24 protein-coding genes are annotated in these 23,390 nt (G+C 54.4%); 20 read left to right on the forward strand and 4 right to left on the reverse strand.

Annotated elements, in window-relative coordinates; all coding sequences use genetic code 11:
• Positions 1-89: 89 nt before the first annotated feature.
• The 19 genes from argS (at position 90) to FFA38_RS01965 (ending at position 19,616) form a co-directional block, all read left to right on the forward strand.
• On the forward strand, positions 90-1,748 hold the full coding sequence (gene argS / locus FFA38_RS01875) for an arginine--tRNA ligase (RefSeq protein WP_138315354.1): 1,659 nt from the start codon (positions 90-92) through the stop codon (positions 1,746-1,748).
• Positions 1,748-3,169: a diaminopimelate decarboxylase gene (gene lysA / locus FFA38_RS01880; RefSeq protein ID WP_138315355.1), complete on the forward strand. Its 1,422-nt coding sequence runs from the start codon at positions 1,748-1,750 to the stop codon at positions 3,167-3,169. Before argS ends, lysA begins: the two co-directional genes overlap by 1 nt.
• Before the next feature lie 3 nt (positions 3,170-3,172).
• Positions 3,173-4,489, forward strand: a complete 1,317-nt coding sequence (locus FFA38_RS01885) for a homoserine dehydrogenase (protein WP_138275126.1) — start codon at positions 3,173-3,175, stop codon at positions 4,487-4,489.
• Positions 4,489-5,568, forward strand: a complete 1,080-nt coding sequence (thrC, locus tag FFA38_RS01890) for a threonine synthase (RefSeq protein WP_138315356.1) — start codon at positions 4,489-4,491, stop codon at positions 5,566-5,568. The genes FFA38_RS01885 and thrC overlap by 1 nt, the downstream gene beginning before the upstream one ends.
• Before the next feature lie 2 nt (positions 5,569-5,570).
• Positions 5,571-6,491, forward strand: a complete 921-nt coding sequence (gene thrB / locus FFA38_RS01895; protein WP_138275128.1) for a homoserine kinase — start codon at positions 5,571-5,573, stop codon at positions 6,489-6,491.
• 112 nt (positions 6,492-6,603) lie between these two features.
• Positions 6,604-8,358 (forward strand): transcription termination factor Rho, encoded by a 1,755-nt coding sequence (gene rho, locus FFA38_RS01900; RefSeq protein ID WP_138315357.1) that lies wholly within the window; start codon positions 6,604-6,606, stop codon positions 8,356-8,358.
• Positions 8,359-8,361: 3 nt separating this feature from the next.
• Positions 8,362-9,447 carry a peptide chain release factor 1 gene (prfA, locus tag FFA38_RS01905; protein WP_138275130.1) on the forward strand — a complete coding sequence of 362 codons (1,086 nt, stop codon included), beginning with the start codon at positions 8,362-8,364 and terminating at the stop codon, positions 9,445-9,447.
• A gap of 5 nt (positions 9,448-9,452) precedes the next feature.
• A complete protein-coding gene (prmC, locus tag FFA38_RS01910) occupies positions 9,453-10,307 on the forward strand; it encodes a peptide chain release factor N(5)-glutamine methyltransferase (protein ID WP_253786186.1) in 855 nt (284 codons plus the stop codon).
• Between the two features lie 24 nt (positions 10,308-10,331).
• Positions 10,332-11,024: an L-threonylcarbamoyladenylate synthase gene (locus FFA38_RS01915; RefSeq protein ID WP_138275132.1), complete on the forward strand. Its 693-nt coding sequence runs from the start codon at positions 10,332-10,334 to the stop codon at positions 11,022-11,024.
• Between the two features lie 3 nt (positions 11,025-11,027).
• The gene (locus FFA38_RS01920) at positions 11,028-12,140 is read left to right on the forward strand and encodes a glycosyltransferase family 4 protein (protein ID WP_138275133.1); all 1,113 of its coding nucleotides are present in this window, start codon (positions 11,028-11,030) and stop codon (positions 12,138-12,140) included.
• Positions 12,124-12,531, forward strand: a complete 408-nt coding sequence (locus FFA38_RS01925) for a Cg1360 family ATP-synthase-associated protein (RefSeq protein ID WP_138275134.1) — start codon at positions 12,124-12,126, stop codon at positions 12,529-12,531. Before FFA38_RS01920 ends, FFA38_RS01925 begins: the two co-directional genes overlap by 17 nt.
• Before the next feature lie 175 nt (positions 12,532-12,706).
• A complete protein-coding gene (atpB, locus tag FFA38_RS01930; RefSeq protein WP_138275135.1) occupies positions 12,707-13,534 on the forward strand; it encodes a F0F1 ATP synthase subunit A in 828 nt (275 codons plus the stop codon).
• Positions 13,535-13,581: 47 nt separating this feature from the next.
• On the forward strand, positions 13,582-13,812 hold the full coding sequence (atpE, locus tag FFA38_RS01935) for an ATP synthase F0 subunit C (protein WP_138275136.1): 231 nt from the start codon (positions 13,582-13,584) through the stop codon (positions 13,810-13,812).
• Between the two features lie 18 nt (positions 13,813-13,830).
• Positions 13,831-14,406: a F0F1 ATP synthase subunit B gene (locus FFA38_RS01940; RefSeq protein ID WP_138275137.1), complete on the forward strand. Its 576-nt coding sequence runs from the start codon at positions 13,831-13,833 to the stop codon at positions 14,404-14,406.
• Positions 14,406-15,209, forward strand: coding sequence for a F0F1 ATP synthase subunit delta (locus FFA38_RS01945; RefSeq protein ID WP_138315359.1), 804 nt, complete (start codon positions 14,406-14,408; stop codon positions 15,207-15,209). The genes FFA38_RS01940 and FFA38_RS01945 overlap by 1 nt, the downstream gene beginning before the upstream one ends.
• Positions 15,210-15,286: 77 nt before the next feature.
• Complete coding sequence (atpA, locus tag FFA38_RS01950) at positions 15,287-16,924, forward strand: F0F1 ATP synthase subunit alpha (protein ID WP_138275139.1); 1,638 nt, start codon at positions 15,287-15,289, stop codon at positions 16,922-16,924.
• Positions 16,925-16,974: 50 nt separating this feature from the next.
• A complete protein-coding gene (locus FFA38_RS01955; RefSeq protein WP_138315360.1) occupies positions 16,975-17,883 on the forward strand; it encodes a F0F1 ATP synthase subunit gamma in 909 nt (302 codons plus the stop codon).
• A gap of 15 nt (positions 17,884-17,898) precedes the next feature.
• Entirely contained in the window at positions 17,899-19,353 is a 1,455-nt protein-coding gene (atpD, locus tag FFA38_RS01960) for a F0F1 ATP synthase subunit beta (protein ID WP_138315361.1), read from the forward strand.
• Between the two features lie 2 nt (positions 19,354-19,355).
• Positions 19,356-19,616, forward strand: a complete 261-nt coding sequence (locus tag FFA38_RS01965) for a F0F1 ATP synthase subunit epsilon (RefSeq protein WP_138275142.1) — start codon at positions 19,356-19,358, stop codon at positions 19,614-19,616.
• A 62-nt stretch (positions 19,617-19,678) separates the two neighbouring features.
• Here the strand turns inward: FFA38_RS01965 and FFA38_RS01970 are convergent, their stop codons facing one another.
• Complete coding sequence (locus FFA38_RS01970) at positions 19,679-20,296, reverse strand: cob(I)yrinic acid a,c-diamide adenosyltransferase (RefSeq protein WP_138315362.1); 618 nt, start codon at positions 20,294-20,296, stop codon at positions 19,679-19,681.
• A gap of 36 nt (positions 20,297-20,332) precedes the next feature.
• On the opposite strand from FFA38_RS01970, the gene yaaA reads away from it, so the two are divergent.
• Positions 20,333-21,040 carry a peroxide stress protein YaaA gene (gene yaaA, locus FFA38_RS01975; protein ID WP_138315363.1) on the forward strand — a complete coding sequence of 236 codons (708 nt, stop codon included), beginning with the start codon at positions 20,333-20,335 and terminating at the stop codon, positions 21,038-21,040.
• Here yaaA and FFA38_RS01980 read toward each other — a convergent pair.
• From FFA38_RS01980 to FFA38_RS01990, 3 genes are read right to left on the reverse strand one after another with little or no spacing between them, the layout of a single operon-like run.
• On the reverse strand, positions 21,033-22,310 hold the full coding sequence (locus FFA38_RS01980; protein ID WP_138315364.1) for a hypothetical protein: 1,278 nt from the start codon (positions 22,308-22,310) through the stop codon (positions 21,033-21,035). The genes yaaA and FFA38_RS01980 overlap by 8 nt on opposite strands.
• 24 nt (positions 22,311-22,334) lie before the next feature.
• On the reverse strand, positions 22,335-22,814 hold the full coding sequence (locus FFA38_RS01985) for an RNA polymerase sigma factor (RefSeq protein WP_138275146.1): 480 nt from the start codon (positions 22,812-22,814) through the stop codon (positions 22,335-22,337).
• Positions 22,815-22,851: 37 nt separating this feature from the next.
• On the reverse strand, positions 22,852-23,367 hold the full coding sequence (locus tag FFA38_RS01990) for a methylated-DNA--[protein]-cysteine S-methyltransferase (protein ID WP_138275147.1): 516 nt from the start codon (positions 23,365-23,367) through the stop codon (positions 22,852-22,854).
• Between the last annotated feature and the right edge of the window lie 23 nt (positions 23,368-23,390).

Here is a 23,390-nt window from a genome sequence, read left to right on the forward strand (position 1 = left end):
GCCATTCTCGGTATGATTTAGAGACAGTCTCTTTTCGATGCCGGCCCTTTGCGCGCCCATCAAACTGAGAAATTCAGTTAGGAACCACATTGACTCCAGCAGACCTTTCTGCCGCCATCGTTCGCATCCTCAGCGGTTTGCAGGCCGATGGTCGACTTAGCGATGGCCCGATTCCCGCTGAAGTTGTAGTCGAACGGCCAAAAAACCGCGATCACGGTGACTGGGCAACCAACGTTGCTATGCAATTGGCTGGCAAGTTCGGCATGAATCCCCGAGCATTTGCTGAGCTGTTGGCAGCCGAGCTTTCGCAGGCTTCCGGTGTTGAAAAGGTAGACATCGCCGGCCCTGGTTTTATCAACATTTCAGTCAGCGCTGCCGCTGCCGGTGAGCTTGCCAAGGTCATTGTCGAGGCTGGCGACACCTTTGGTATCGGCACTGACCTCGCTGGGGTAAAGCTCAACCTTGAGTTTGTTTCGGCCAACCCGACCGGCCCGATTCACATGGGTGGAACCCGCTGGGCGGCAGTTGGCGACTCGCTAGCGCGAATTTTTGAAGCTCAGGGCGCAGACGTAACTCGTGAGTACTACTTCAACGACCACGGTGCCCAGATCGACCGGTTTGCTCGATCATTGCTCGCCCGCGCTCGCGGAGAGGATGCCCCAGAGGATGGCTACGGCGGCGCTTACATCCAAGAGATTGCCGACCGCGTTTTGGCTGAGACGGCAATCGATTTTCTAAACCTTCCTGAGGACGAAGCTCAAGAGTTCTTCCGCGCTCAGGGTGTCGATTTGATGTTCGGCGAAATCCGAGAATCTCTGCACGACTTTGGTGTCGACTTCGATGTCTACTTCCACGAGAACTCGCTTTACGAATCCAAGGCGGTTGACCGGGCCATCGAGAAGCTTCGCGAACTAGGTCACATTTTTGAGGCCGACGGTGCAATCTGGCTGCGTTCGACCACCTTTGGTGATGACCGTGACCGCGTAATCATCAAGAGTGACGGTGACCACGCCTACATCGCCGGTGACATCGCCTATTACCTAGACAAGCGTGAGCGCGGTTTCGATCAGTGCTTGTACATGCTTGGTGCCGACCACCACGGATACGTGCCTCGCATGATGGCGCTATGTGCCGCATTCGGTGATGAACCGGGTAAGAACCTAGAAATTTTGATAGGTCAAATGGTCAACTTGGTTCGCGACGGCGAGCCAGTCCGCATGTCGAAGCGTGCCGGAACAGTTGTGACCATGGAAGACCTTGTCTCTGTGGTTGGTGTTGACGCTGCTCGCTACGCTCTGGCGCGTTCATCCATCGACTCACAGCTAAACATCGACCTAGAGCAACTGCAGAAGAAAACCAATGACAACCCAGTTTTCTACGTGCAGTACGCCCACGCTCGCACCAAGCAGGTGGCTAAAAATGCGGCTAGCCTCGGCGTGGATCGCAGTGAATTTGATCCAAGCTTGTTGGCTCACGAATCTGAGTCTGAATTGTTGGCCAAGCTGACCGAGTTGCCACGCGTTGTCGCGCAGGCTGCTGAGTTCCGCGAGCCTCACCGCGTTGCCCGCTACATCGAAGAAGTGGCCGGCTCATATCACCGCTGGTACGACCAGTGCCGTGTTACGCCTTTGTCGGGTGCACCGGTTGAATCAATCCACCGTACCCGCCTTTGGTTGAACGACGCTGCCGGTGTGGTTCTAAATAATGGTTTGCGCCTCCTCGGCGTCAGCGCCCCAGAGAGAATGTAATGCCAAATCCACTTGCTCCGAGCTGGCTGGGCCAACCGGCCAACGTCAATGCCATCGACGCCAAGGTTTGGCCACGTCATGCCAAGCGTCGCGCTACCGGTGAGCTAGAAATCGCTGGTGTATCTGTGGCCGAACTAGCAACCCAATTTGGCACCCCACTTTACGTAATTGACGAAGATGATTTTCGTGCTCGAGCCACGGCGGCACGCGAGACTCTTCAGCGAGCTGCGCAAAAAATTGGCACCGAGGCCAAGGTCTACTACGCTTCCAAGGCGTTCCTATCGACTGAAATCGTTAGCTGGATCAATGAACTTGGTTTGAACATCGATGTTGCCAGCGGAGGGGAACTGGCCGCCGCGCTTGCCGGTGGAATCGATGCGTCCCGCATTGGTCTGCACGGTAACAACAAGTCACTGTTTGAAATCGGACGCGCCGTAACTGCTGGCGTTGGTGCCATCGTTATCGATTCTGAGCAAGAGATCGAACGAATCGCTTCTGCTGCTGGCGCGCAGGATGCCATCCAGGGCGTGCGTCTTCGAGTCAACACCGGTGTCCACGCCAACACCCACGATTTTCTAGCCACTGCGCGAGAAGACCAAAAGTTCGGAACCGCGCTTGCCGATGTTCCAGCCTTGGTTGCCAAGATCCGCTCGCACTCACACCTAAAGTTCCTAGGTTTCCACCAGCACATTGGTTCTCAGATCTTCGCGGTCGAAGGGTTCATCGAGTCGACCAAGCGTTTGCTTGCTTTGCACGCTGAAACACTGGCCGGCGGCGAAGTGCCTGAGATCAACCTGGGTGGCGGGTTCGGCGTAAATTACAAGCTTGCCGACAATGCTCCAAGTCTCGGATACTTTGCCGACGCAATTACCGCTGTGGTGGCTGAACAGTGTGCGGCCCTCGGCATCCCGGTTCCAAAGTTGGCTTTCGAGCCTGGCCGATGGATTGCTGGCCCGGCTGGACTAACTCTTTACAACGTTGGCACCATCAAAAATGTCAAGGTCACCGATGGCCTAGCCCCTGCGGTTCGAAAGTATGTCTCGGTAGACGGCGGTATGAGCGACAACGCCAGACCAGCACTTTATGAAGCCGAGTATCACGTGACACTGGCCTCGCGTTCTTCTGCTGCAATGCCTGAATTAGCGCGTGTGGTTGGTAAACACTGCGAGAGTGGCGATATCGTTGTTCGTAACGACTATTTGCCAGGAGATGTTCAGCCGAACGATTTGCTTGCGGTTGCCGTAACTGGCGCCTACTGCTATTCGCTATCGAGTAACTACAACTTCTTGACCCGACCACCGGTGGTTGCGGTTCGTTCAGGCCAGGCTCGACTAATTATTCGAGGCGAGACTGAAGCAGATTTGTTTGCCCGAGACTTGCAATACCAGGCCACCCACGGCCACATGAATGAGAAGAGTTAGACCGTGATCGAATACCGTCCATTGCGCATTGCGCTGCTGGGTGCCGGCTCTGTCGGCTCTCAGGTAGCCCGCTTGCTGATTGAAAACAAGGCTGAGCTTGCTGCTCGAGTTGGTGCTGAGCTTGAGTTGGTCGGCATCGCTGTGCGTGACCTAAACTCGCCTCGCAATGCCGGCGTCCCTAGTGAACTGCTGACGCTAGACGCAGAGTCATTGATTTTGGGCGCAGACATCGTGATTGAAGTCATGGGCGGCATTGAGCCAGCGCGCACTTACATTCTTCAGGCGCTGAACTCAGGTTCAGACGTAATCACTGCCAACAAGGCTTTGTTGGCCACCCACGGAACCGAACTATTCGACACTGCAGAGCAGGTCGGTGCCCAGCTTTACTTCGAGGCCGCTGTCGGTGGTGCAATTCCAATCATTCGACCACTTCGTGAGTCACTTGCCGGTGACAAGGTCAACCGAATCATGGGTATCGTCAACGGAACCACCAACTACATCCTTGACCGGATGGATTCAACCGGTGCCTCATTCGACGATGCACTTGCCGAGGCCCAGGCTCTGGGTTACGCAGAGGCTGATCCAACTGCAGACGTTGAAGCCTTCGATGCTGCCCAGAAGGCCGCCATCCTTGCCTCGCTGGCTTTCCACACCGAGGTTCCACTCGAAAAGGTTTACCGCGAGGGAATCACCAAGATCACTGCCGAACAAATCAAGGCAGCTCAGCGCGATGGCTATGTAATCAAGATTCTGGCAATTGCCGAACGCATTGAAGCCAACGGTGGTGAGGCCGGAGTTGCCGTGCGCGTGCACCCGGTTTTGATCGATCGAACCCACCCGCTAGGTGCTGTTCGCGGCGCTTACAACGCGGTTTTTGTTGAGGCCGAAGCTGCTGGCCAGCTAATGTTCTACGGTGCGGGCGCCGGAGGTGTCCAGACCGCGTCAGCAGTCCTAGGTGACCTGGTCTCTGCCGCTAAGCGTCACGTTGCCGGTGGTCCTGGTTTGGCTGACTCGGTTCACGCCAACCTGCCGATTCTGCCGATTGATCGAGTTCACACCCGATACCAAATCACGCTTGAGGTCACCGACCAGCCGGGCGTCTTGGCTAAGATCGCAAACATTTTTGCTCAGCAACAGGTTTCTATCGAAACCGTTGAGCAGTCGGTGCGCCACAACCAAGGTAAGGCCAGCGCAACCGCTACCCTCGAGGTAGGCACACACCAGGCAACTGACGCATCACTCAGCGCGGTTGTTGCAGCGCTCGCCGAAAGCGACGCAGTTGAATCTATTACTTCAGTAATCCGAGTAGAAGGAATCTAATGGCTCACCAATGGCGCGGAGTTATCCGCGAATACATCGATCGCCTAGACATTTCAAGCGACAACCCAATCATCACTTTGGGTGAGGGTGGCACTCCACTGGTAGAGGCTCCAGCACTTGCCAAGCTTGTCGGTGCTGAACGAGTACTTCTAAAGGTTGAGGGCATGAACCCAACCGGTTCATTCAAGGACCGCGGAATGACCATGGCAGTGTCAAAGGCCGTGGGCCACGGTGCGCAAGCGGTTATCGCGGCATCTACCGGTAACACCTCAGCTTCAGCTGCCGCCTACGCTGCCGCTGCCGGCATCCAGTCAGTGGTATTGGTTCCAAAGGGCAAGATTTCACTTGGCAAGTTGAGCCAGGCGGTTGCTCACAAGGCACAAATTCTTCAGGTCAAGGGCAACTTCGATGACTGCCTCGATCTAGCTCGTGACCTTGCAGAGAACTACCCGGTTCACCTAGTTAACTCGGTGAACCCAGACCGTATCGAGGGTCAGAAGACCGGTGCGTTTGAAGTCGTCGATGCTCTAGGTTTCGCTCCAGACTTCCACGTCTTGCCAGTTGGTAACGCCGGTAACTACACCGCTTACTCGAAGGGTTACCGTGAGGACCTAAACGAAGGCCGCATCAAGGCGCTTCCAAAGATGTGGGGATTCCAGGCCGAGGGTTCAGCTCCGTTCAGCTTCGGAAACCCGGTCAAGAAGCCAGACACAATTGCTACCGCAATTCGTATCGGAAACCCGGCCTCATACGACCTAGCCCTGGCGGCTCGAGAAGAAACCGGCGGCCAGTTCGGTTACGCATCTGACAAGGAAATCCTGTGGATGCACCGCTTCTTGTCTCAAGAGGTTGGCGTATTTGTCGAGCCTTCATCGGCTACCGGCGCAGCTGGCTTGTTCAAGCACTCAAAGCTGGGTGAGGTTCCAGCCGGATCCACCATCGTGGTAACCGTTACCGGTCACGGTCTGAAGGACCCAATGTGGGCGCTGAAGGACGAGCGTGGCAAGGGTATCAAGCCTCAGGCTGTGCCTAACCGAGTTGAAGCTGTGGCTGAGCGCCTCGGCCTAAGCAAGAAGTAATCATGGTTTCACTCGTCGGCAGAAAAGTCAGCGTCAAGGTTCCGGCCACTTCGGCAAACCTTGGCCCTGGCTTTGACACACTCGGTATGGCGCTTTCCTTCTATGACGAACTCGAAGTTGAGGCAGTCGCAGGCGTTGGCGCTTTCGTTGAGGTGCACGGCGAGGGTGAGGGTGAGGTCCCAACTGATGCCTCGAACCTAGTGGTCCAGTCGATTGCCTACACCTTCAAAAAGTTTGGCCAAGAACTGCCCGGTTTGCGACTAACTGCGCACAACATCATTCCGCACGGTCGTGGAATGGGATCATCTGGTGCTGCTGTGGTTTCAGGCATTGTTGCTGCCAAGGGGCTACTAGAGGGCATCGTTGAGATGACCGATAAAGACCTGCTTGACATTGCCACCGAGCTCGAGGGCCACCCAGATAACGTAGCGCCAGCGCTATTCGGTGGACTCACTATCGCTTGGGAAGACGAATCTGGCCCGCACCACAAGAAGTTGTTCGTGCACCGTGGGGTTTCTCCACTTGAGTTGGTTCCAAATCACAAGATGTCGACTGCACTGGCTCGCTCGCTGCAGCCTGAATCGGTGCCGCACAATGATGCTGTTTTCAACGTTTCACGCTCAGCGCTGCTAATCGCGGCACTTACCCAGAGCCCAGAGCTTATGTTGGCTGCGACCGAGGACCGTCTTCACCAGGACTATCGAGCTGCTGCCATGCCTGAGACTGACTCTTTGGTTCAGTTGATGCGTGAACACGGGCATGCAGCTGTGGTATCAGGCGCAGGCCCATCAGTGTTGGTCTTGGCAAGTGATCCTGCCGAACGCCTTGAAGCCGCAAAACTGGCCGCAAAACACTATCCAGAATGGAAAGCGTTGCTGTTGGCTGTGGACTTCAAAGGTGCTACTGTTGTTTTGCACCAATAATTGGTGAAACCCGTAAATCTAATTACGGTGAAGCGCGATCAAACCGCGCATACGTGACTCTCTAAATTCAATTAGTCACGGCTTATCTCCTAAGAAAGAGAAATCAAAAAACATGGATGAAATCCAGGAAACCACTGCTCCGGTACGTAAAAGCCGTCGTGTAGTTGCTGATGCAGCAGCTCCAGCAGCAGATTCAGCTGCCACCGCAGCGCCAAAAAAGACCACTCGCACCCGTGCCGCAAAGGCCAGCACCGATGCTGCCGAGGCTCCGGCTGAAAAGGCTCCAGCAGCCAAGGCTCCACGCGCCGCTAAGACTGAGCAGTCAGAGGCTCCAGCTGAGTCAAAGGCTCCAGCCGAGGCCAAGTCTGAGAAGTCAGAGTCTGCAGGTGAGGGCCAGGAGCGCTCAGAGCGTTCAGGCAACAACCGTAACCGTAACCGCAACCGTAACCGCAACCGCAACGGCGGCGAATCGAACGGTTCAGAGTCGGGCGAATCGCGCGATTCAAACGAGTCAGCTCCGCGTGACAACGCCAACCGCGACAACTCAACTCGCGACAACGATTCACGCAACGATCGCGACTTCAATGACGAGCGCCGCAACCGCAACGGTCGGAACCGTAACCGCAATGACCGTTACCGCGACCGCAACGATCGCCGTGGCGGCCGTGGCAATGGCGGTATGCAGGACGAGATCGAACCAGAAATCTCTCCAGATGACATTTTGGTTCCGGTTGCCGGAATCCTGGATGTTCTAGACAACTATGCGTTTGTTCGCACCAGCGGTTACCTTCCTGGCCCGAACGACGTCTATGTTTCACTAGGTCAGGTCAAGAAGTACAACCTTCGTAAGGGTGACGCTGTAGTTGGCGCTATCCGCCAGCCAAAAGAGGGCGAAGGCCAGGGTCGCCAGAAGTTCAACGCGATTGTTCGCATCGACTCAATCAACGGCCTTACCCAAGAGCAGGCTGCCAACCGTGTTGAGTTTGGCAAGCTTACTCCGCTTTACCCTCAGTCGCGTTTGCGCCTTGAGACCGAGCCAAACAAGTTGAGCACCCGAATTATCGACTTGGTTTCACCAATCGGTAAGGGTCAGCGCGGTTTGATTGTTTCGCCACCAAAGGCCGGTAAGACCTTGGTGCTGCAGGCAATTGCAAACTCAATCGCAGTCAACAACCCAGAAGTTCACCTGATGGTGGTTTTGGTTGACGAGCGTCCTGAAGAAGTTACCGACATGCAGCGCACCGTCAAGGGTGAGGTCATCGCTTCTACCTTCGACCGTCCGGCTGAAGACCACACCACCGTTGCTGAGTTGGCAATCGAGCGCGCAAAGCGTTTGGTTGAGCTTGGTCACGACGTTGTCGTCCTCCTTGACTCAATTACCCGTCTGGGCCGCGCCTACAACCTAAGCGCACCTGCATCAGGTCGAATCCTGTCAGGTGGTGTTGACTCGTCAGCACTTTACCCACCAAAGCGCTTCTTTGGTGCAGCTCGAAACATCGAGGATGGCGGCTCGCTGACCATCCTGGCTACCGCTCTCGTTGAGACCGGTTCAAAGATGGATGAGGTTATCTTCGAAGAGTTCAAGGGAACCGGAAACATGGAGCTTCGCCTGTCACGTTCACTTGCTGACAAGCGCATCTTCCCAGCCGTTGACGTCAACGCATCTGGTACTCGTCGCGAAGAAATGCTGATGAGCCCAGATGAAACCAAGATTGTCTGGAAGCTTCGCCGCGCACTTGCAGGTCTAGAGCAGCAGCAGGCGCTTGAGCTCGTGATCAGCCGTCTGAAAGAAACCTCAAGCAATGTTGAGTTCTTGATGAAGGTTCAGAAGTCAATGCCAGTTCCAACCGGTTCTGACTCGGAGTAAAAATTGCTCTCTTCGGTTCAACCACTAATTGCTGAGCACGCAGAGCTTCAGACCAAGTTGTCTGACCCTGCGCTGCACGGTAACCCAGCTCTGGCCAAAAAACTCAATCGTCGCTATGCCGAATTGAGCACGATTGTTGCCGCCTATAACCAGGTTGTTTCACTAAACGAAGACCTGAAGGCAGCCAAAGAGTTGGCCAAAGAAGATGAGATGTTTGCCGAGGAGGCAACCATTACTGAAGAGCGTTTGCTGGCTGCAAATGAAAAACTTCGTCGCCTTCTGATTCCTCGCGACCCAGATGATGGCCGTGACGTAATTATGGAAATCAAGGCCGGCGAAGGTGGCGCTGAGTCAGCTCTGTTTGCAGCCGACTTGCTTCGCATGTACATCCAGTACGCCAACTCAAAGGGTTGGAAGACCGAAGTTCTTGATAAGAACGAGTCAGATTTGGGTGGAATCAAAGACATTCAGCTGGCAATCAAGAGCAATGCAACTGACCCGTCACAGGGCGTTCACGCGCACCTGAAGTATGAGGGTGGCGTTCACCGCGTGCAGCGTGTTCCGGCCACTGAAACTCAGGGTCGCATCCACACCTCGGCGGCTGGCGTTTTGGTGTTCCCAGAGGTAGATGAGCCTGAAGAGGTCGAGATCAGCCAAAACGATCTCCGCATCGACGTCTATCGTTCTTCTGGTCCTGGCGGCCAGTCGGTCAACACGACTGACTCTGCTGTTCGAATCACCCACTTGCCAACCGGCATCACTGTTGCCATGCAGAACGAGAAGTCGCAGCTGCAGAACCGTGAAGCGGCCATGCGTGTTCTTCGAGCACGTATTCTGGCTGCTCAGCAAGAGGCCATCGAGGCAGAGCAGTCAGCGGCTCGAAAGTCTCAGGTTAAGTCTGTCGACCGTTCTGAGCGCATTCGCACTTATAACTATCCAGAAAACCGCATTGCAGATCACCGCACTGGATACAAGGCCTACAACCTCGATGCTGTTATGGACGGTGCACTTGAGCCGGTTATCCAGTCAGCTATTCAGATGGATGAAGAAGCGCGTCTAGCGGCACTCGGTTCTGCTGAATCGAAGTAAAGCTCTTGTTTCTGCGCGAACTCATCGAGCACGCAACTGAACGTTTTACCCAGGTGGGTATCGAGTCAGCGGCGGTCGATGCAGAACTCTTAGCCGGGCACGTTCTTGGTTTGAGTCGCGGGGGAGTCCAGGCTCAAATGTTGATCGGTGGCAAGGTTTCTGCTGATCAGGCCAAGCAAATCACCGATCTGTTCGGCAGGCGTCTGGCTAGAGAACCACTCCAGCACATCACCGGAAGCGGTTACTTTCGAAACTTAGAGCTTGAAGTCGGCCGCGGAGTTTTTATCCCACGTCCAGAGACTGAGTTCGTAGCCCAATTGGCGATCGACGCTCTCGCAAAGGTAGAGAGCGTCAATCCGATTGCTGTTGATTTGGGTACCGGTTCAGGAGCCATCGCGTTGGCTATGGCTACCGAAGTGCCTAACGCGCGGGTTTACGCAGTTGAGAAATCAGATGATGCCATGCCGTTCACCTCGGCAAACTTCAAGAAGTATGGCTCTGTGAATGCCCGTCTGATCCAAGGCGATTTGGCTGAGGCATTTGAGGAGCTAAATGGTCAGGTAGCGGTAGTTGCCTCGAATCCGCCTTACATTCCTTCAGCCGCGGTGCCAAGAGACGTAGAGGTGCACCTTCACGATCCTGGTCTTGCGCTTTACGGTGGCCAAGACGGCATGGACGTAATTCACCAGGTGTCGGCCACAGCCCGTCGACTTTTGGTAACCGGGGGAGTGCTTGTAATCGAGCACGCCGACTCACAATCCAATCAGGTCTGTCAACTACTATTGGCTGATGGATGGCGCGAAGTTCAAGCTCATCGCGATCTAACCGACCGCGACCGCGCAGTAACCGCCATCAAGTAGTCCCCAGCCACATAGGAGTGTGAAGTGCAGCGAGTTTTTGATTGCTCAGTCGACACTGACCTGTTGACCGGTATGCGTCGCGCCAAGGTTTCCCTAGGTCGCGGTGAACTCGTCGTTCTGCCCACCGACACGGTGTACGGTATCGGCTGCGATGCTTTCTCGGCCAAGGGTGTTCAGGCGCTTTTGGCTGCCAAAGGTCGAACCCCGCAGTCGCCGCCGCCGGTCCTAATTGGCAACGTGAACACCCTGCATGCACTTGCCGAAGATGTTCCTGATGTTGCCCGCCGTCTGGCTGACACATTTTGGCCCGGCGCCCTAACCATGATTCTTCGTGCCCAGCCTTCACTTAACTGGGACCTCGGCGAGACCAAAGGCACCGTTGCTCTCCGTATGCCAGACCACAAGATTGCTTTGGCTCTGCTTGAGGACGTTGGCCCAATGGCGGTATCAAGCGCCAACCTGACCGGCCAGCCGGCAGCAACTACCTGCACTCAGGCTCACGACTATCTGGGTGAAAGTGTTCAGGTATACCTCGATAGCGGCAACAGCCCTAAGGGTGAGGCGTCCACCATTCTTGATCTAACCGGCATTACCGACTCATATGACGCCGACGGAAACCTAAGCACCACCGGAAAAATCCGCATTGTTCGCCGCGGTGCACTATCCGAGGCAAAACTACGATCGGTTGCCGGCGAATTACTTGAGGGTGCCAACTAGCCGATGCGCGCCTATTTATTGATGATGCTGGTTGCAGCAGCCGTGACCTTTGTGGGCACTTGGGCTGTTTTGAAACTCGCTCATAAATACAAGATTTACCCGCAAATCCGATCAAGAGATGTGCACACCAGGCCAACCCCAAGACTCGGGGGAGTAGCCATGTTTTTGGGCTTTACCGCAGCGGTGCTCACAGCAGGCTCGCTGGGTTGGTTCAAGAGTGTTTTCAGCGATCCAATCCACATCATCGCAATTGTGGTGGCCGCATTTCTAATCACTCTGCTCGGTTTCTTAGATGACCTTTACGACCTGGACTGGAGCCTAAAGCTTGCCGGTCAATTTGTTGTCGCCGGAATCCTCGCCTGGCAGGGTGTCCAGGTGGTTTCTCTGCCCATCGCCGGCCTCACCATTGGCAGCTTTGGTATCTCATTTGTTGCAACTGTGTTCCTGACGGTTTTGGTCATGAACGCAGTGAATTTCATCGATGGGCTCGACGGTCTGGTAGCTGGCGTAGTGCTTATCGGCACCGGCGTATTCTTTGCCTACTCATACCTATTGGCCCAGCAAACCTCGCCTACTAACTACTTCAACCTGGCCTCGCTGATCTCAGCGATTGTCATCGGCATGTGCGTGGGTTTCTTGCCATTCAATTGGCACCGGGCCAAGATCTTTATGGGTGACACCGGAGCCATGCTCTTGGGCCTTCTGATGGCCACCTCGGCTCTAACCGTTACGGGCCAGATTGACCCTCAGTTGGTCAGTAGGGGCGAACAAATCCCAGCCTTCATCCCACTGATCCTGCCTTTGGCGATTTTGGTTTTGCCGCTGCTAGATTTCACCTGGGCAGTGCTTCGCAGGCTCCGCGCTGGCAAGTCTCCGTTCTCGGCTGACCGCCTGCACATTCATCACCGTCTTCAAGACTTTGGTCACAGTCACCTGGGTGCAGTCTTGGTCTTTTACGCCTGGACCGCGGTAATCTCGATGTCCTGTCTGCTGTTCTTCTTCCTTCCGGTAAGCACAGTCTTCTCGATTTTGGCCCTGGGAATATTCGGCGCCGTTATCTACACAATTCGTCCGGTTATCCAAAGGAGATTCGCAAATCGTGTCAAAGGCAGCTAGCAACCTATTTAAACGAGTCGTAACCCTAGGTGCGGCGCTTGTCGGCGCAATTGCTCTGGTCGGGGGTATCGCAGGTTACCTAGTAGCAGCGATGCCTGGCCTAATCAGTGCCCTGATTGGCGCAGGTTTGGCATTTGTTTTTGTTACCCTCACCGCCCTGAGCGTCTGGGTTGGAGGCAAACTTCCTCTCGGTGGTTTCTTCGGAGTGGTACTGGGCGGCTGGCTGCTCAAGGTAATCGGATTTGTGCTTTTGATGGGTGCGCTTAAGAACGCAGACTTCATTAGCGGACCGGTGCTTTTCTTCACTTTGGTGGCCTCAATCATGGGCACTTTGGCCGTCGATTCAGTCCTAGTTTTGAAGGCCAGAATCCCAATCGAACCGGCCGCCTAAATTTCTTGAAAAAAGTTGGCTAATACAGCGAAAACCCCTGTTTCGTGCCAACTACGGCTGTTAGGATTATCCGAGGAACTGGGGAATCTTCCCCGAGTGCCAAATCGCACTGTAAATCGCCGCAAGGCACACCAAACTTGCCCCGAAACAGGAGTTCACGCTGTTCACTAAAGCCTTGAACCTGCTCAATGTAGCAGCGAGCACCGAAGAGTCGGGCAGTGGTTTCCACGCCCCTTCAATCATGGAGTTCTATCCTGAGATTGTTGCTTTCGCTGATACTCCATTCGCCCTGAACCGAATCATGCTGATTCGTCTTTTGGTCGTCGCGCTTCTACTCGTTCTATTCAGCCTTTGGACTCGTAAGTTCAAGCAGGCAAACAAGACCAACACCTTTGTTCCTGGCAAGTTCCAGTTGATGGGTGAGATCTCACTAAACTTCGTGCGTAAAAGCATCGCTCACGACCAGCTTGGCGAAAAAGACGGCGACCGCTTCTTGCCGTTGCTCACCACCATCTTCTTCGTGACCCTAGGCATGAACATCACCGGTATCATCCCGGGCCTAAACGTTGCCGGAACCTCAGTCATCGGTCTTCCGATCGTCATGGCAGCAGCTGCGTACTTCACCTTCATCTATGCGGGTGTCAAAAAGCACGGCGGTCACTTCTTCACCAACGCGCTGTTCCCAGCCGGTGTTCCAAAGCCGTTCTACATTCTGGTTACACCGATCGAGTTCCTCTCGACCTTCATTCTTCGCCCGGTTACCCTTGCTCTTCGTTTGACCATGAACATGATCGCTGGCCACTTGTTGCTAGTGCTCTGTTTCTCGGCAACTCAGTTCTTCTTGTTCAACGCTGAAGGAGCCTTCAAGTTCTTCGGTGCCGGAACTTTTGTCTTCGGATTCGCATTCACGGTCTTTGAGATCTTGGTTGCTTTCCTACAGGCGTACGTTTTTACTCTGCTGACCACGGTCTACATTCAGTTGGCCTTGGCAGACGAGCACTAATCAGGACTGACAACCGTCAGTTCTAAACCACGGAAGGGAAATACAAAGTGGACGTAACTAACATCGCAGAAGTATCAGGAAACATCGCAGTAATCGGCTACGGCCTTGCAGCTGTAGGTCCTGGTGTAGGTGTAGGTCTAGTTGTTTCAAAGACCATCGAGTCAATCGCTCGCCAGCCAGAGCTAGCAGCAAAGCTTCAGGTCACAATGTGGCTTGGTATCGCATTTACCGAGGCTCTTGCGCTTATCGGTCTTGCAACCCCATTCATCTTCGCTTAGTCAGTCAGGATCTAACCCATGATTTCACAGATTCTCGCTGCTGCTTCGGAGGGTGAGGCAACGCCTAACCCACTGTTGCCAGCCAGCTACGATCTCCTGTGGTCTTCGGTTGTCTTCGTAATTCTTCTGGCTTTCTTCTGGTTCAAGGTGCTTCCGAACTTCAAGAAGACCTTGGATGCACGTACTGAGGCGATCGAAGGTCGTCTTGAGGCTGCAGAGAAGGCTCAGGCAGAGGCTGCAGCTAAGACTGCAAACATCGAAGCCGAGCAGGCCGAGGCTCGCGCCGAAGCTTCACAGATTCGCGAAGAGGCCCGCGCCGAGGGTGCAGCTATTTTGGCTGAACTCAAAGAGCAGGCGTCTCTCGAAGCTGCGCGCTTGACCGCGACCGCAAAGGCTCAGATTGAAGCCGAACGCCAGGCAGCACTTATTTCACTTCGTGCCGAGGTTGGCTCACTAGCCATCGACCTTGCATCAAGTGTTGTTGGTGCCAGCCTTCAGAATGACAAAGTTGCAAGCGGCGTGGTTGACCAGTTCCTGGCTGACCTAGAGGCTGGCGACAGCGTTTCTAAGACCAAGGCAGGCAAGAAGAAGTAATGGCGAGTTCAACCAGACAGTCGCTAGCCCAGGCAAAAGAGGCCCTTGAGCCTCTACTTGCCAAAGCAGACCTCAAGTTCGCAGAAGAGATTTTCGCAATCGGCGCAGCCGTTGCTTCTTCGTCTCAGTTGCGCAGCATCCTCTCGGACCCTTCCGCCGAGGTAAACGCAAAATCAGGTGCACTCAATGCCGTATTCGGCAAGAGTGTCTCGAAAGCTGCGCTTGAGTTCACCAACTCTCTGGTTGCACTTCGCTGGTCAACCGGTCAAGACCTAGTAGCTGCATTTGAGCAGCTCGCGGTCTTCACCGTTGCCAGCATTGCTTCGGCTAACAAGAAGCTCGCTGGAGTCGAAAGTGAATTGTTCGCTTTCCAGCAGGCCGTAGATTCTGACCAGGATCTCCAGTTTGCTCTGGGCGACCGTCTTGCTTCAGAAGACGCAAAGCTCGCACTTGTCGACGCTTTGACCAAGGGCAAGACCACCGACGAGTCAGTTACTTTGATTCGTCGTGCAGTAATCGGCGCCCGTCGCCGCCGCGTTTCAGTTGTACTTGAGCAGTTTGGCAAGCAGGTTTCTGCTGTTGCCAGCCGCCTGGTTGCAACCGTAACCGTCGCCGCGCCAATCACCGCGGCTCAGCTTGAGCGCCTAGAGGGCGTTTTGGCTAAGTCTTACGGCCAGAGCCTAAAGCTAAACGTTGAGATTGATCCGACCATTTTGGGCGGTCTCAAAGTTCAGGTAGCCGGCGAAATTCTTGACGGCAGCCTTAGCTCACGTCTTACAGCAGCAAAACTTCAACTCGCGTAAGCGAACAACAAACTTCAGCCGCCTAGGTAGCTGACGCAACGACCAACCGGGGTTCGCCCCAGAAGTAGAGGAACGAGATGGCAGATCTGAAAATCAGCCCGAACGAGATTCGCGACGCTCTAAAGGACTTCGTTAAGTCTTACGAGCCAGCCAAGGCTTCAAAGACTGAAGTGGGCCACGTAATCGATGCCGGTGACGGTATTGCTCACATCGAGGGTCTTCCATCAGCCATGGCTAACGAGCTTCTCAAGTTTGAGGATGGCACTCTTGGCCTAGCACTAAACCTTGATGAGCGCGAGATCGGTACCGTTGTACTCGGTAACTTCGAAGGCATCGTTGAGGGTATGGAAGTTCACCGCACCGGTGAGGTCCTTTCAGTGCCAGTTGGCGACAACTTCCTTGGTCGCGTTGTAGACCCACTGGGTAACCCAATCGATGGTCTAGGTGACATCAAGGCAGAGGCACGTCGTGCACTTGAGCTTCAGGCTCCAGGTGTTATGGCGCGTAAGTCTGTTCACGAGCCGCTACAGACCGGTATCAAGGCAATCGACGCCATGATTCCTGTTGGTCGCGGACAGCGTCAGCTGATCATTGGTGACCGACAGACCGGTAAGACCGCGATCGCGATTGACACCATCATCAACCAGAAGGCTAACTGGGAGTCAGGCGACGTCCAGAAGCAGGTTCGTTGCATCTATGTAGCAATCGGCCAGAAGGGTTCAACCATTGCTGGTGTTAAGGCTGCTCTAGAAGAAGCCGGCGCCATGGAGTACACCACTATCGTGGCTTCTCCAGCTTCAGACCCAGCAGGTTTCAAGTACCTAGCGCCTTACACCGGTTCTGCCATTGGTCAGCACTGGATGTACGGTGGCAAGCACGTCCTCATCATCTTTGATGACCTGTCAAAGCAGGCAGAGGCCTACCGTGCAGTTTCACTTCTTCTACGTCGTCCACCAGGCCGCGAGGCTTACCCAGGTGACGTCTTCTACCTACACTCACGCTTGCTAGAGCGTTGTGCCAAGTTGAACGACGAACTAGGTGGCGGTTCGATGACTGGTCTTCCAATCATCGAGACCAAGGCAAACGACGTTTCTGCATACATTCCAACCAACGTGATTTCGATCACCGACGGTCAGATCTTCTTGCAGTCAGACCTCTTCAACTCAAACCAGCGCCCTGCTATTGACGTAGGTATCTCGGTTTCACGTGTTGGTGGTGCGGCTCAGGTCAAGGGCATCAAGGGTGTTTCAGGTACCTTGAAGCTCGAACTTGCTCAGTACCGTGCACTTGAGGCATTCGCAATGTTTGCGTCTGACCTTGATGCTGCATCACGTCAGCAGCTAGCACGCGGTGCTCGTCTAATGGAGCTTCTAAAGCAGCCTCAGTACTCACCATTCCCTGTTGAAGAGCAGACTGTGTCCATCTGGGCGGGTACGACCGGCAAGCTAGATGAGGTTCCAGTTGAGGACGTATTGCGTTTCGAGGCAGAGCTTCTTGAGAGCCTGCGCCGCAACAGCAAGGTCTTGACCACCATTCGCGAGACCAACAAGTTGGAAAGCGACACCATTGCTGAACTAGAGAAGGCTGTTGCCAAGTTCAAGAAGAGCTTTGCGACCACCTCTGGTGAGTCACTTGCATCTGCAGGAGACGTTACCGTTCTAGACGAAGACGACGTCAACCAGGAAAAGATCGTCAAGCAGAAGCGCAAGAAGTAAGCACTTCGCTAAGACAATCATCCAACTGACGACAAGAATCTAGGAGAGACATGGGAGCGCAACTTCGGGTCTATAGGCAGAAAATTAAGTCTGCCCAGACGACCAAGAAGATTACTCGTGCCATGGAGTTGATCTCTGCCTCACGCATTTACAAAGCACAGCAGCGTGTAGCAGCATCAACCCCGTACTCACGCGCTGTCACTCGTGCGGTTTCTGCGGTTGCAACGTATTCAAACATTGCTCACCCGCTGACCACCGAGCCAGAGCGTATCGATCGGGCAGCCGTCGTAATTTTCACCTCAGACCGCGGTCTTGCCGGAGCGTTTTCATCAAACGTTCTCAAAGAGGCCGAACAGCTAACTAACTTGCTCCAGGAGCAAGGCAAAGAAGTTGTTTACTACCTAGTTGGTCGTAAGGCAGTAGCTAACTTTGGTTTCCGTCGCCGTAACGCTGTTCAGCAGTGGATCGGTGGCACCGACCTTCCTCAGGTTGACACCGCCAAAGAAATCGCCGACGCGGTGGTTGCTGCTTTCAACACCGATTACGCAGACGGTGGTGTGGACGAAATCCACCTGGTATCGAACCGATTCATTTCGATGATCGCTCAGGTGCCTGAGGTAGTGCGTTTGTTGCCGCTTGAAGTTGTCGAGGGTGTTGAAGCGCCTGCAGAAAACGAAGTGTTCCCGCTTTACGAGTTCGAACCTGATGCCACCAAGGTGCTTGACGCCTTGCTGCCGGTTTACGTTGAGAGCCGCATTTTCAACGCCATGCTGCAGTCAGCTGCCTCTGAGCACGCTGCCCGTCAGAAGGCTATGAAGTCAGCAACCGATAACGCTGACAAGCTCATCAAGAACTACACCCGCCTCAGCAATGCGGCACGTCAGTCAGAAATTACCCAGCAGATTTCCGAAATTGTTGGTGGTGCAGACGCATTGTCTACCGCCGGCAACGAAGACTAAGAGAAAGAAAGAGACATGGCCGAGACCAAGAAGAAGGTTGCAGCACCTGCAGCCGGCACCGGGCGTATTGCTCGCGTTACCGGTCCAGTGGTTGACATCGAGTTCCCGCACGATGCCATCCCAGCGATCTACAACGCACTCACCACTGAGATTGTGCTTGATGGCGAGAAGAGCACTCTTACTCTCGAGGTCGCACAGCACCTCGGAGACGACCTTGTGCGCGCGATTGCACTGAAGCCAACTGACGGTTTGGTCCGTGGCGGTCTAGTTACCGACACCGGAGCACCAATCTCTGTTCCAGTGGGTGACGTAACCAAGGGTCACGTATTCAACGTGACCGGTGAAGTGCTTAACGCAAAGCCTGGCGAGAAGATCGAGGTCAACGAGACCTGGTCAATCCACCGCCAGCCACCTGCATTTGACCAGCTTGAGTCAAAGACCAACATGTTCGAGACCGGTATCAAGGTCATCGACCTTCTAACCCCTTACGTACAGGGTGGAAAGATTGGTCTATTCGGTGGTGCTGGTGTTGGTAAGACCGTTCTTATCCAAGAGATGATCTACCGCGTGGCTGAAAACCACGATGGTGTGTCTGTATTCGCCGGTGTGGGTGAGCGTACTCGTGAGGGTAACGACCTAATCGACGAAATGACTGAGTCTGGTGTTATCGACAAAACTGCACTGGTCTTCGGTCAGATGGATGAGCCACCTGGCACCCGTCTTCGCGTAGCTCTGTCTGCTCTAACCATGGCGGAGTACTTCCGCGATGTTCAGAAGCAGGACGTTCTATTGTTCATCGACAACATCTTCCGCTTCACCCAGGCCGGTTCTGAGGTGTCGACCCTTCTAGGTCGTATGCCTTCTGCCGTGGGTTACCAGCCGAACCTTGCCGATGAGATGGGTCTCCTTCAGGAGCGCATCACCTCGACCCGTGGTCACTCGATTACCTCGCTACAGGCAATTTACGTGCCTGCTGACGACTACACCGACCCAGCCCCGGCAACCACCTTTGCTCACTTGGATGCAACTACCGAGCTTTCTCGTGAAATTGCATCTCAGGGTCTATACCCAGCGGTGGACCCACTAACTTCGACCTCTCGCATCTTGGACCCTCGCTACATCAGCAAGGACCACTACGAGACTGCAACCTTGGTCAAGTCAATCCTTCAGAAGAACAAGGAACTTCAGGAAATCATCGCGATTCTTGGTGTTGAAGAGCTTTCTGAGGAAGACAAGATCACCGTTTCACGCGCACGTCGTATTCAGCGATTCCTATCGCAGAACACCTACATGGCAACCAAGTTCACTGGTGTTGCTGGTTCAACCGTTCCGCTCAAGGACACCATCGAGGGCTTCTCAGCCATCGCACGCGGTGACTTTGACCACGTTGGTGAGCAGGCGTTCTTCAACCTTGGTGACATCAACGATGTTCTAAAGGAATGGGACCGCATCCAGAAGGAATCTAAGTAATCATGGCAACTCTGCGCGTTGAACTTGTAGCTGCTGAGAAGGCCGTATGGTCTGGCGAAGCCAAGATGGTTGTTGCTAAGACCGTCGAGGGTGAGATCGGTTTGCTTCCAGGTCACGAACCAATGCTGGCAATTCTCAGCTCTGGTGAAGTGCGCATAACTCTTGAGGACGGCAACGTCATCAAGGCAAGTGCTGAAGAGGGTTTCCTTTCGGTTGAGCACAACGTAGTCTCAGTTGTTGCTCGTCATGCCGCATTGATCTAAATTCTTTCGTAAAGAGTTAAACGAAAACCCCCACCGAATCGGTGGGGGTTTTCGCTTTTTGTCTAGTTCTCGCGATTTGCGGCCGGAACCCATTTGACATCGCCGCCGTGGTTCAGATTGGCGTACCTAGCCAGAACAAACAAGAGGTCGCTCAGGCGGTTCAAGTATTTGGCGGCCGCTACGTTAATGCCGCCATTGTGCTGGCCACGTTTGGCCGGCTCAGTGCCATACGCTTCGATGGCATGCCAGGTGGCACGTTCAGCCCTCCTGACCACAGTTCTCGCCAGGTGAAGGCCGGCCGACAATCCAGTGCCGCCCGGAATGATGAATGAGTCGAGTTTGGTGAGCTGTCCGTTGTACTTATCGATGGCCGCCTCGAGTGCGTCGATCCAGAGATTGTTGACTCTCAATGGCTCGTATTCGTAGTGTTCGTTCAGCGGATTTGACAGATCTGCGCCGAGATCAAAAAGTTCATTTTGTATCTGTGACAGCAACGCGAGAGTCTCTGTGTCAAACTCATTTTTTGCCAGCGCCACGGCCACACCGATGGCCGAATTGGCTTCATCCACGTCTGCGTAGGCCTCAATGCGAGGGTCGGTTTTTCTGGTTCTCGAGAAATCACTCAAACCCGTCATGCCTTCGTCGCCGGTGCGGGTATAAATCTTCGTTAGCTTGACCATGCCTCAAGTCTAGGCTCATCGAAATAGGCTATTGGTATGTACTTTTTGCTGCCGCCGTCTGAGACCAAGGCCACTGGCGGTAGCCAATCCTTTGCACTTGAGCAACTCCACTTTCCTGACCTCATTGAGGCTCGCGCAGCTGTGCTTGGCGCCTACGGGGCAAGTGAAATCAATGGGGTGCCGGGAATGGCCGCAATAGACCGTTACACCGGAACGCTTTACTCTGCAGTGCATGGTCGAGGGTTAAAGGGCACCAGTACAGCGAATAATTCGCTATCAGCAGCCGAGCGTGACTTGGCTCATGGGGCAGTGTTCATTCAGTCTGCGCTGTTTGGCTTGGTCGGGGTAAACGACGCTCTGCCGGTTTATAAGCTGAATCCGAGTCGCAAGTTGAATGGTCTGGACCTCAAAAAAACCTGGGCAGCCGCGCATCTTTCGCTTTGGTCGGCTTTTGGTTCGGTGCCCATTCTGGACCTAAGGTCCAAGGCCTATGCCGAGTTAGCTCCGATTCCTCCCGAAGTTGGCGCCTACTCGGTGGTTGTTTTCGTGGAAAAGGACAATGGAGTTAGGGAACAGCTAAATCACTTCAACAAGAAAGCCAAAGGGCAACTGGTTCGCAGTGCGTTGATCGGTCAGGAAATTCCGAAAACCATCGATGAGCTGGCCGAACGAGCGAGCCTAGCCGGCCTCAAACTTGAGGTTTCTGGCCGCGTCATCACCGTCGTAACCCGGCAGGCTACTTAGTTACCTCAATCGCTGGCAGCTTCACGAGACCGTCCTCCAGCGCAAACACGGCACCGGCAAAAGCATCTTTTGCGTAGTAAACGTATCCGGGCAAGATCCAAACCGAGTTGTCTGACGCCCAGATAGTGACGTTAGCTGGTTCTGCAGAGTCTAGGGTTAGGTCCACAATCTCCGGTTCTTGCGCCGATTCTGGCTCAAGTTCGCGGGTGTTAATTCCATCTGCCATGGGCAATGCGATGTCTGAGTTATAAAACTTGTAGGCAACGCCGCCCGAGTAGCGATAATCGGCCAGGCGCGAGACTGCCGATTGCTGGCTCACGGTATTGAAGGTTCCCATTTGTTCAAACTCTGCCGCGAAGCCGCTGACGCTGGCCAGTGCTCCAGAGTCGGACCAACTCATCCACCACATCTCGGCGGTTGGGCTGCCATTCAAAAACATCGATGCTTCAACTGAAGCACCCCAAGTGTCACGGGACACCCGAAGTTGATTTCTTGAGAAACTCACGCCCGCCGAGGCAAAAATCTTATTCGCCTGTTCCACAAGTTCGGATTCGGTTGGTACCTTGCCGGATTCAATTGGTGTTTCGACAAAGCTGGCGCAATCCGGGTCTACCTGATCGACCTCACCATCGCTGGCTACTGGTTCGCAGGATTTCGGAGCTTGAACGTTTGGCCAGGCACTCGGATTGTTGAACCACCAACTTCCGTTACCAGACCAGTTCAAGTAAACGTTTGGACCGGAACCATCCTCTGGTCCGAGTACCCAGGTTGGCCATTCTGCCGACGAGTACTGCGATTCTTTTGGGGTTCCTTCGATCGAGAAGACCCGGCCAAGCATCAATAGGTAATCAGTCGGTGAGCCGTTTAGCTTTGCTTTATAGGCCACGCCCTGGCCGGCCTCACTGCCCAGCGAATCTCCGGCTAGATAGTTGTACTGCGTCCACATCATCATGTCGCGCACACCTTGGTCGGCTTCGGTTCCGGGTGCTCCCTTGGCGCCCAGCATAGAGCTGCTCTGCGAGTCGCCCACGGATAGCAAGTATTGCGGCTCACCGGGAGACAGTGTCAATGGAATCGTGATGGCAAGCGCTCCCGCTGCAGCCAGCGCGGTCAATAGAAACCTCGGCCTTGCGGCGGCATGCATGCGGTGCTTACGCCCAAGCCTTTGGGCTTGTGCAGTTGTGGCGTTGTGCAGTAGCTCACTGCCTAGTTCAACTTCGACCACCGGGTCGGCTGCCTTTAGGCGGGCATCCAGATTGTTTTCTTTCATATCTGGTTTATGTCGCCCGAGTCTCTAATCTTTCACGGCTAGATATTTTGCAAGTTTGGCTCTGGCGCGATGCAGCTTTGCGCTGGCGGCATTGGCAGAAATACTGAGCGCTGCGGCGGCTTCGCCAACCCCCAGGCCGTCAAAGGCCACCAACGCAAGCAATGCTCGATCTGAGGGGCTCAGTTTTGCCCATCCGGCAGCTAGATCCGCATCGAAGACAGCTAGCGATTCTGCCGAGGGGGCGTTATCGGGGCTCAGGGTTAGGGTTAGAAAGTTCAATGCGGAACTTTGACGGCGACGAAAATTTGAAACCTGGAAACTGGCAATTTTGTAGAGCCAGGGGAGTTCTTGGCCCAGTGTTACCGAGTCTCGTTTCTGCCAGGCCACCTCAAACACCGTTGCGGCTAGGTCCTCCACCTGATCCCGGTCAACGCGACGCCCCAAGTACCGGCTAATTGCCGGTAAATGCTCGCGATATGTCGCGACGAACTGTTCGGGTGTCATGCTGCTCTCGAATCTTTGGCTAGGTGCCTCAACGGGTTTATGTCTGAATGCTGTCTAATCTTTCAAAACTGGTATGTGAGCTAACCCCCTCTAGTTTGAGAAGGGCCAACTTTGTCTGGATTCCAAGCCCTGGCGTGTACCCGGTAACTTGTCCTGTTGAACCGAGTACTCGATGGCATGGAATGCGAAGCGGAACTGGATTTGCTGCCACTGCGCCGCCCACGGCTCGAACAGCCTTTGGGTTTCCGCACAATTGGGCAATCTGCCCGTAGCTAAGCGTCCTGCCAAATTCAATGCTCTCAAGCGCACGCCAAACTGCCTCCTGAAAAGGGGTTCCGAGTGTGGCAACTTCAAAATCTAGTGTTTTGGACTTGCCGCTGAGATAGCGCGATATTTGGCGCTCAGCCTTGCGAAGTGTGCTGCTACGGCCATTTGCCGGGGCTGGCTCGCCGCCAATTCTAAGCCGCACCACCTTTTCATTTAGTGAGTAAATCGAGATAACGCCAAGCGGAGAGTTAAAAGAAAGGCTCGCGTCGAAGATGATGTTTGTCATGCCCTAACTTTCGTTCATGCATT

This window comes from Rhodoluna limnophila, from assembly GCF_005845365.1.
Taxonomy (GTDB): Bacteria; Actinomycetota; Actinomycetes; order Actinomycetales; family Microbacteriaceae; genus Rhodoluna; species Rhodoluna limnophila.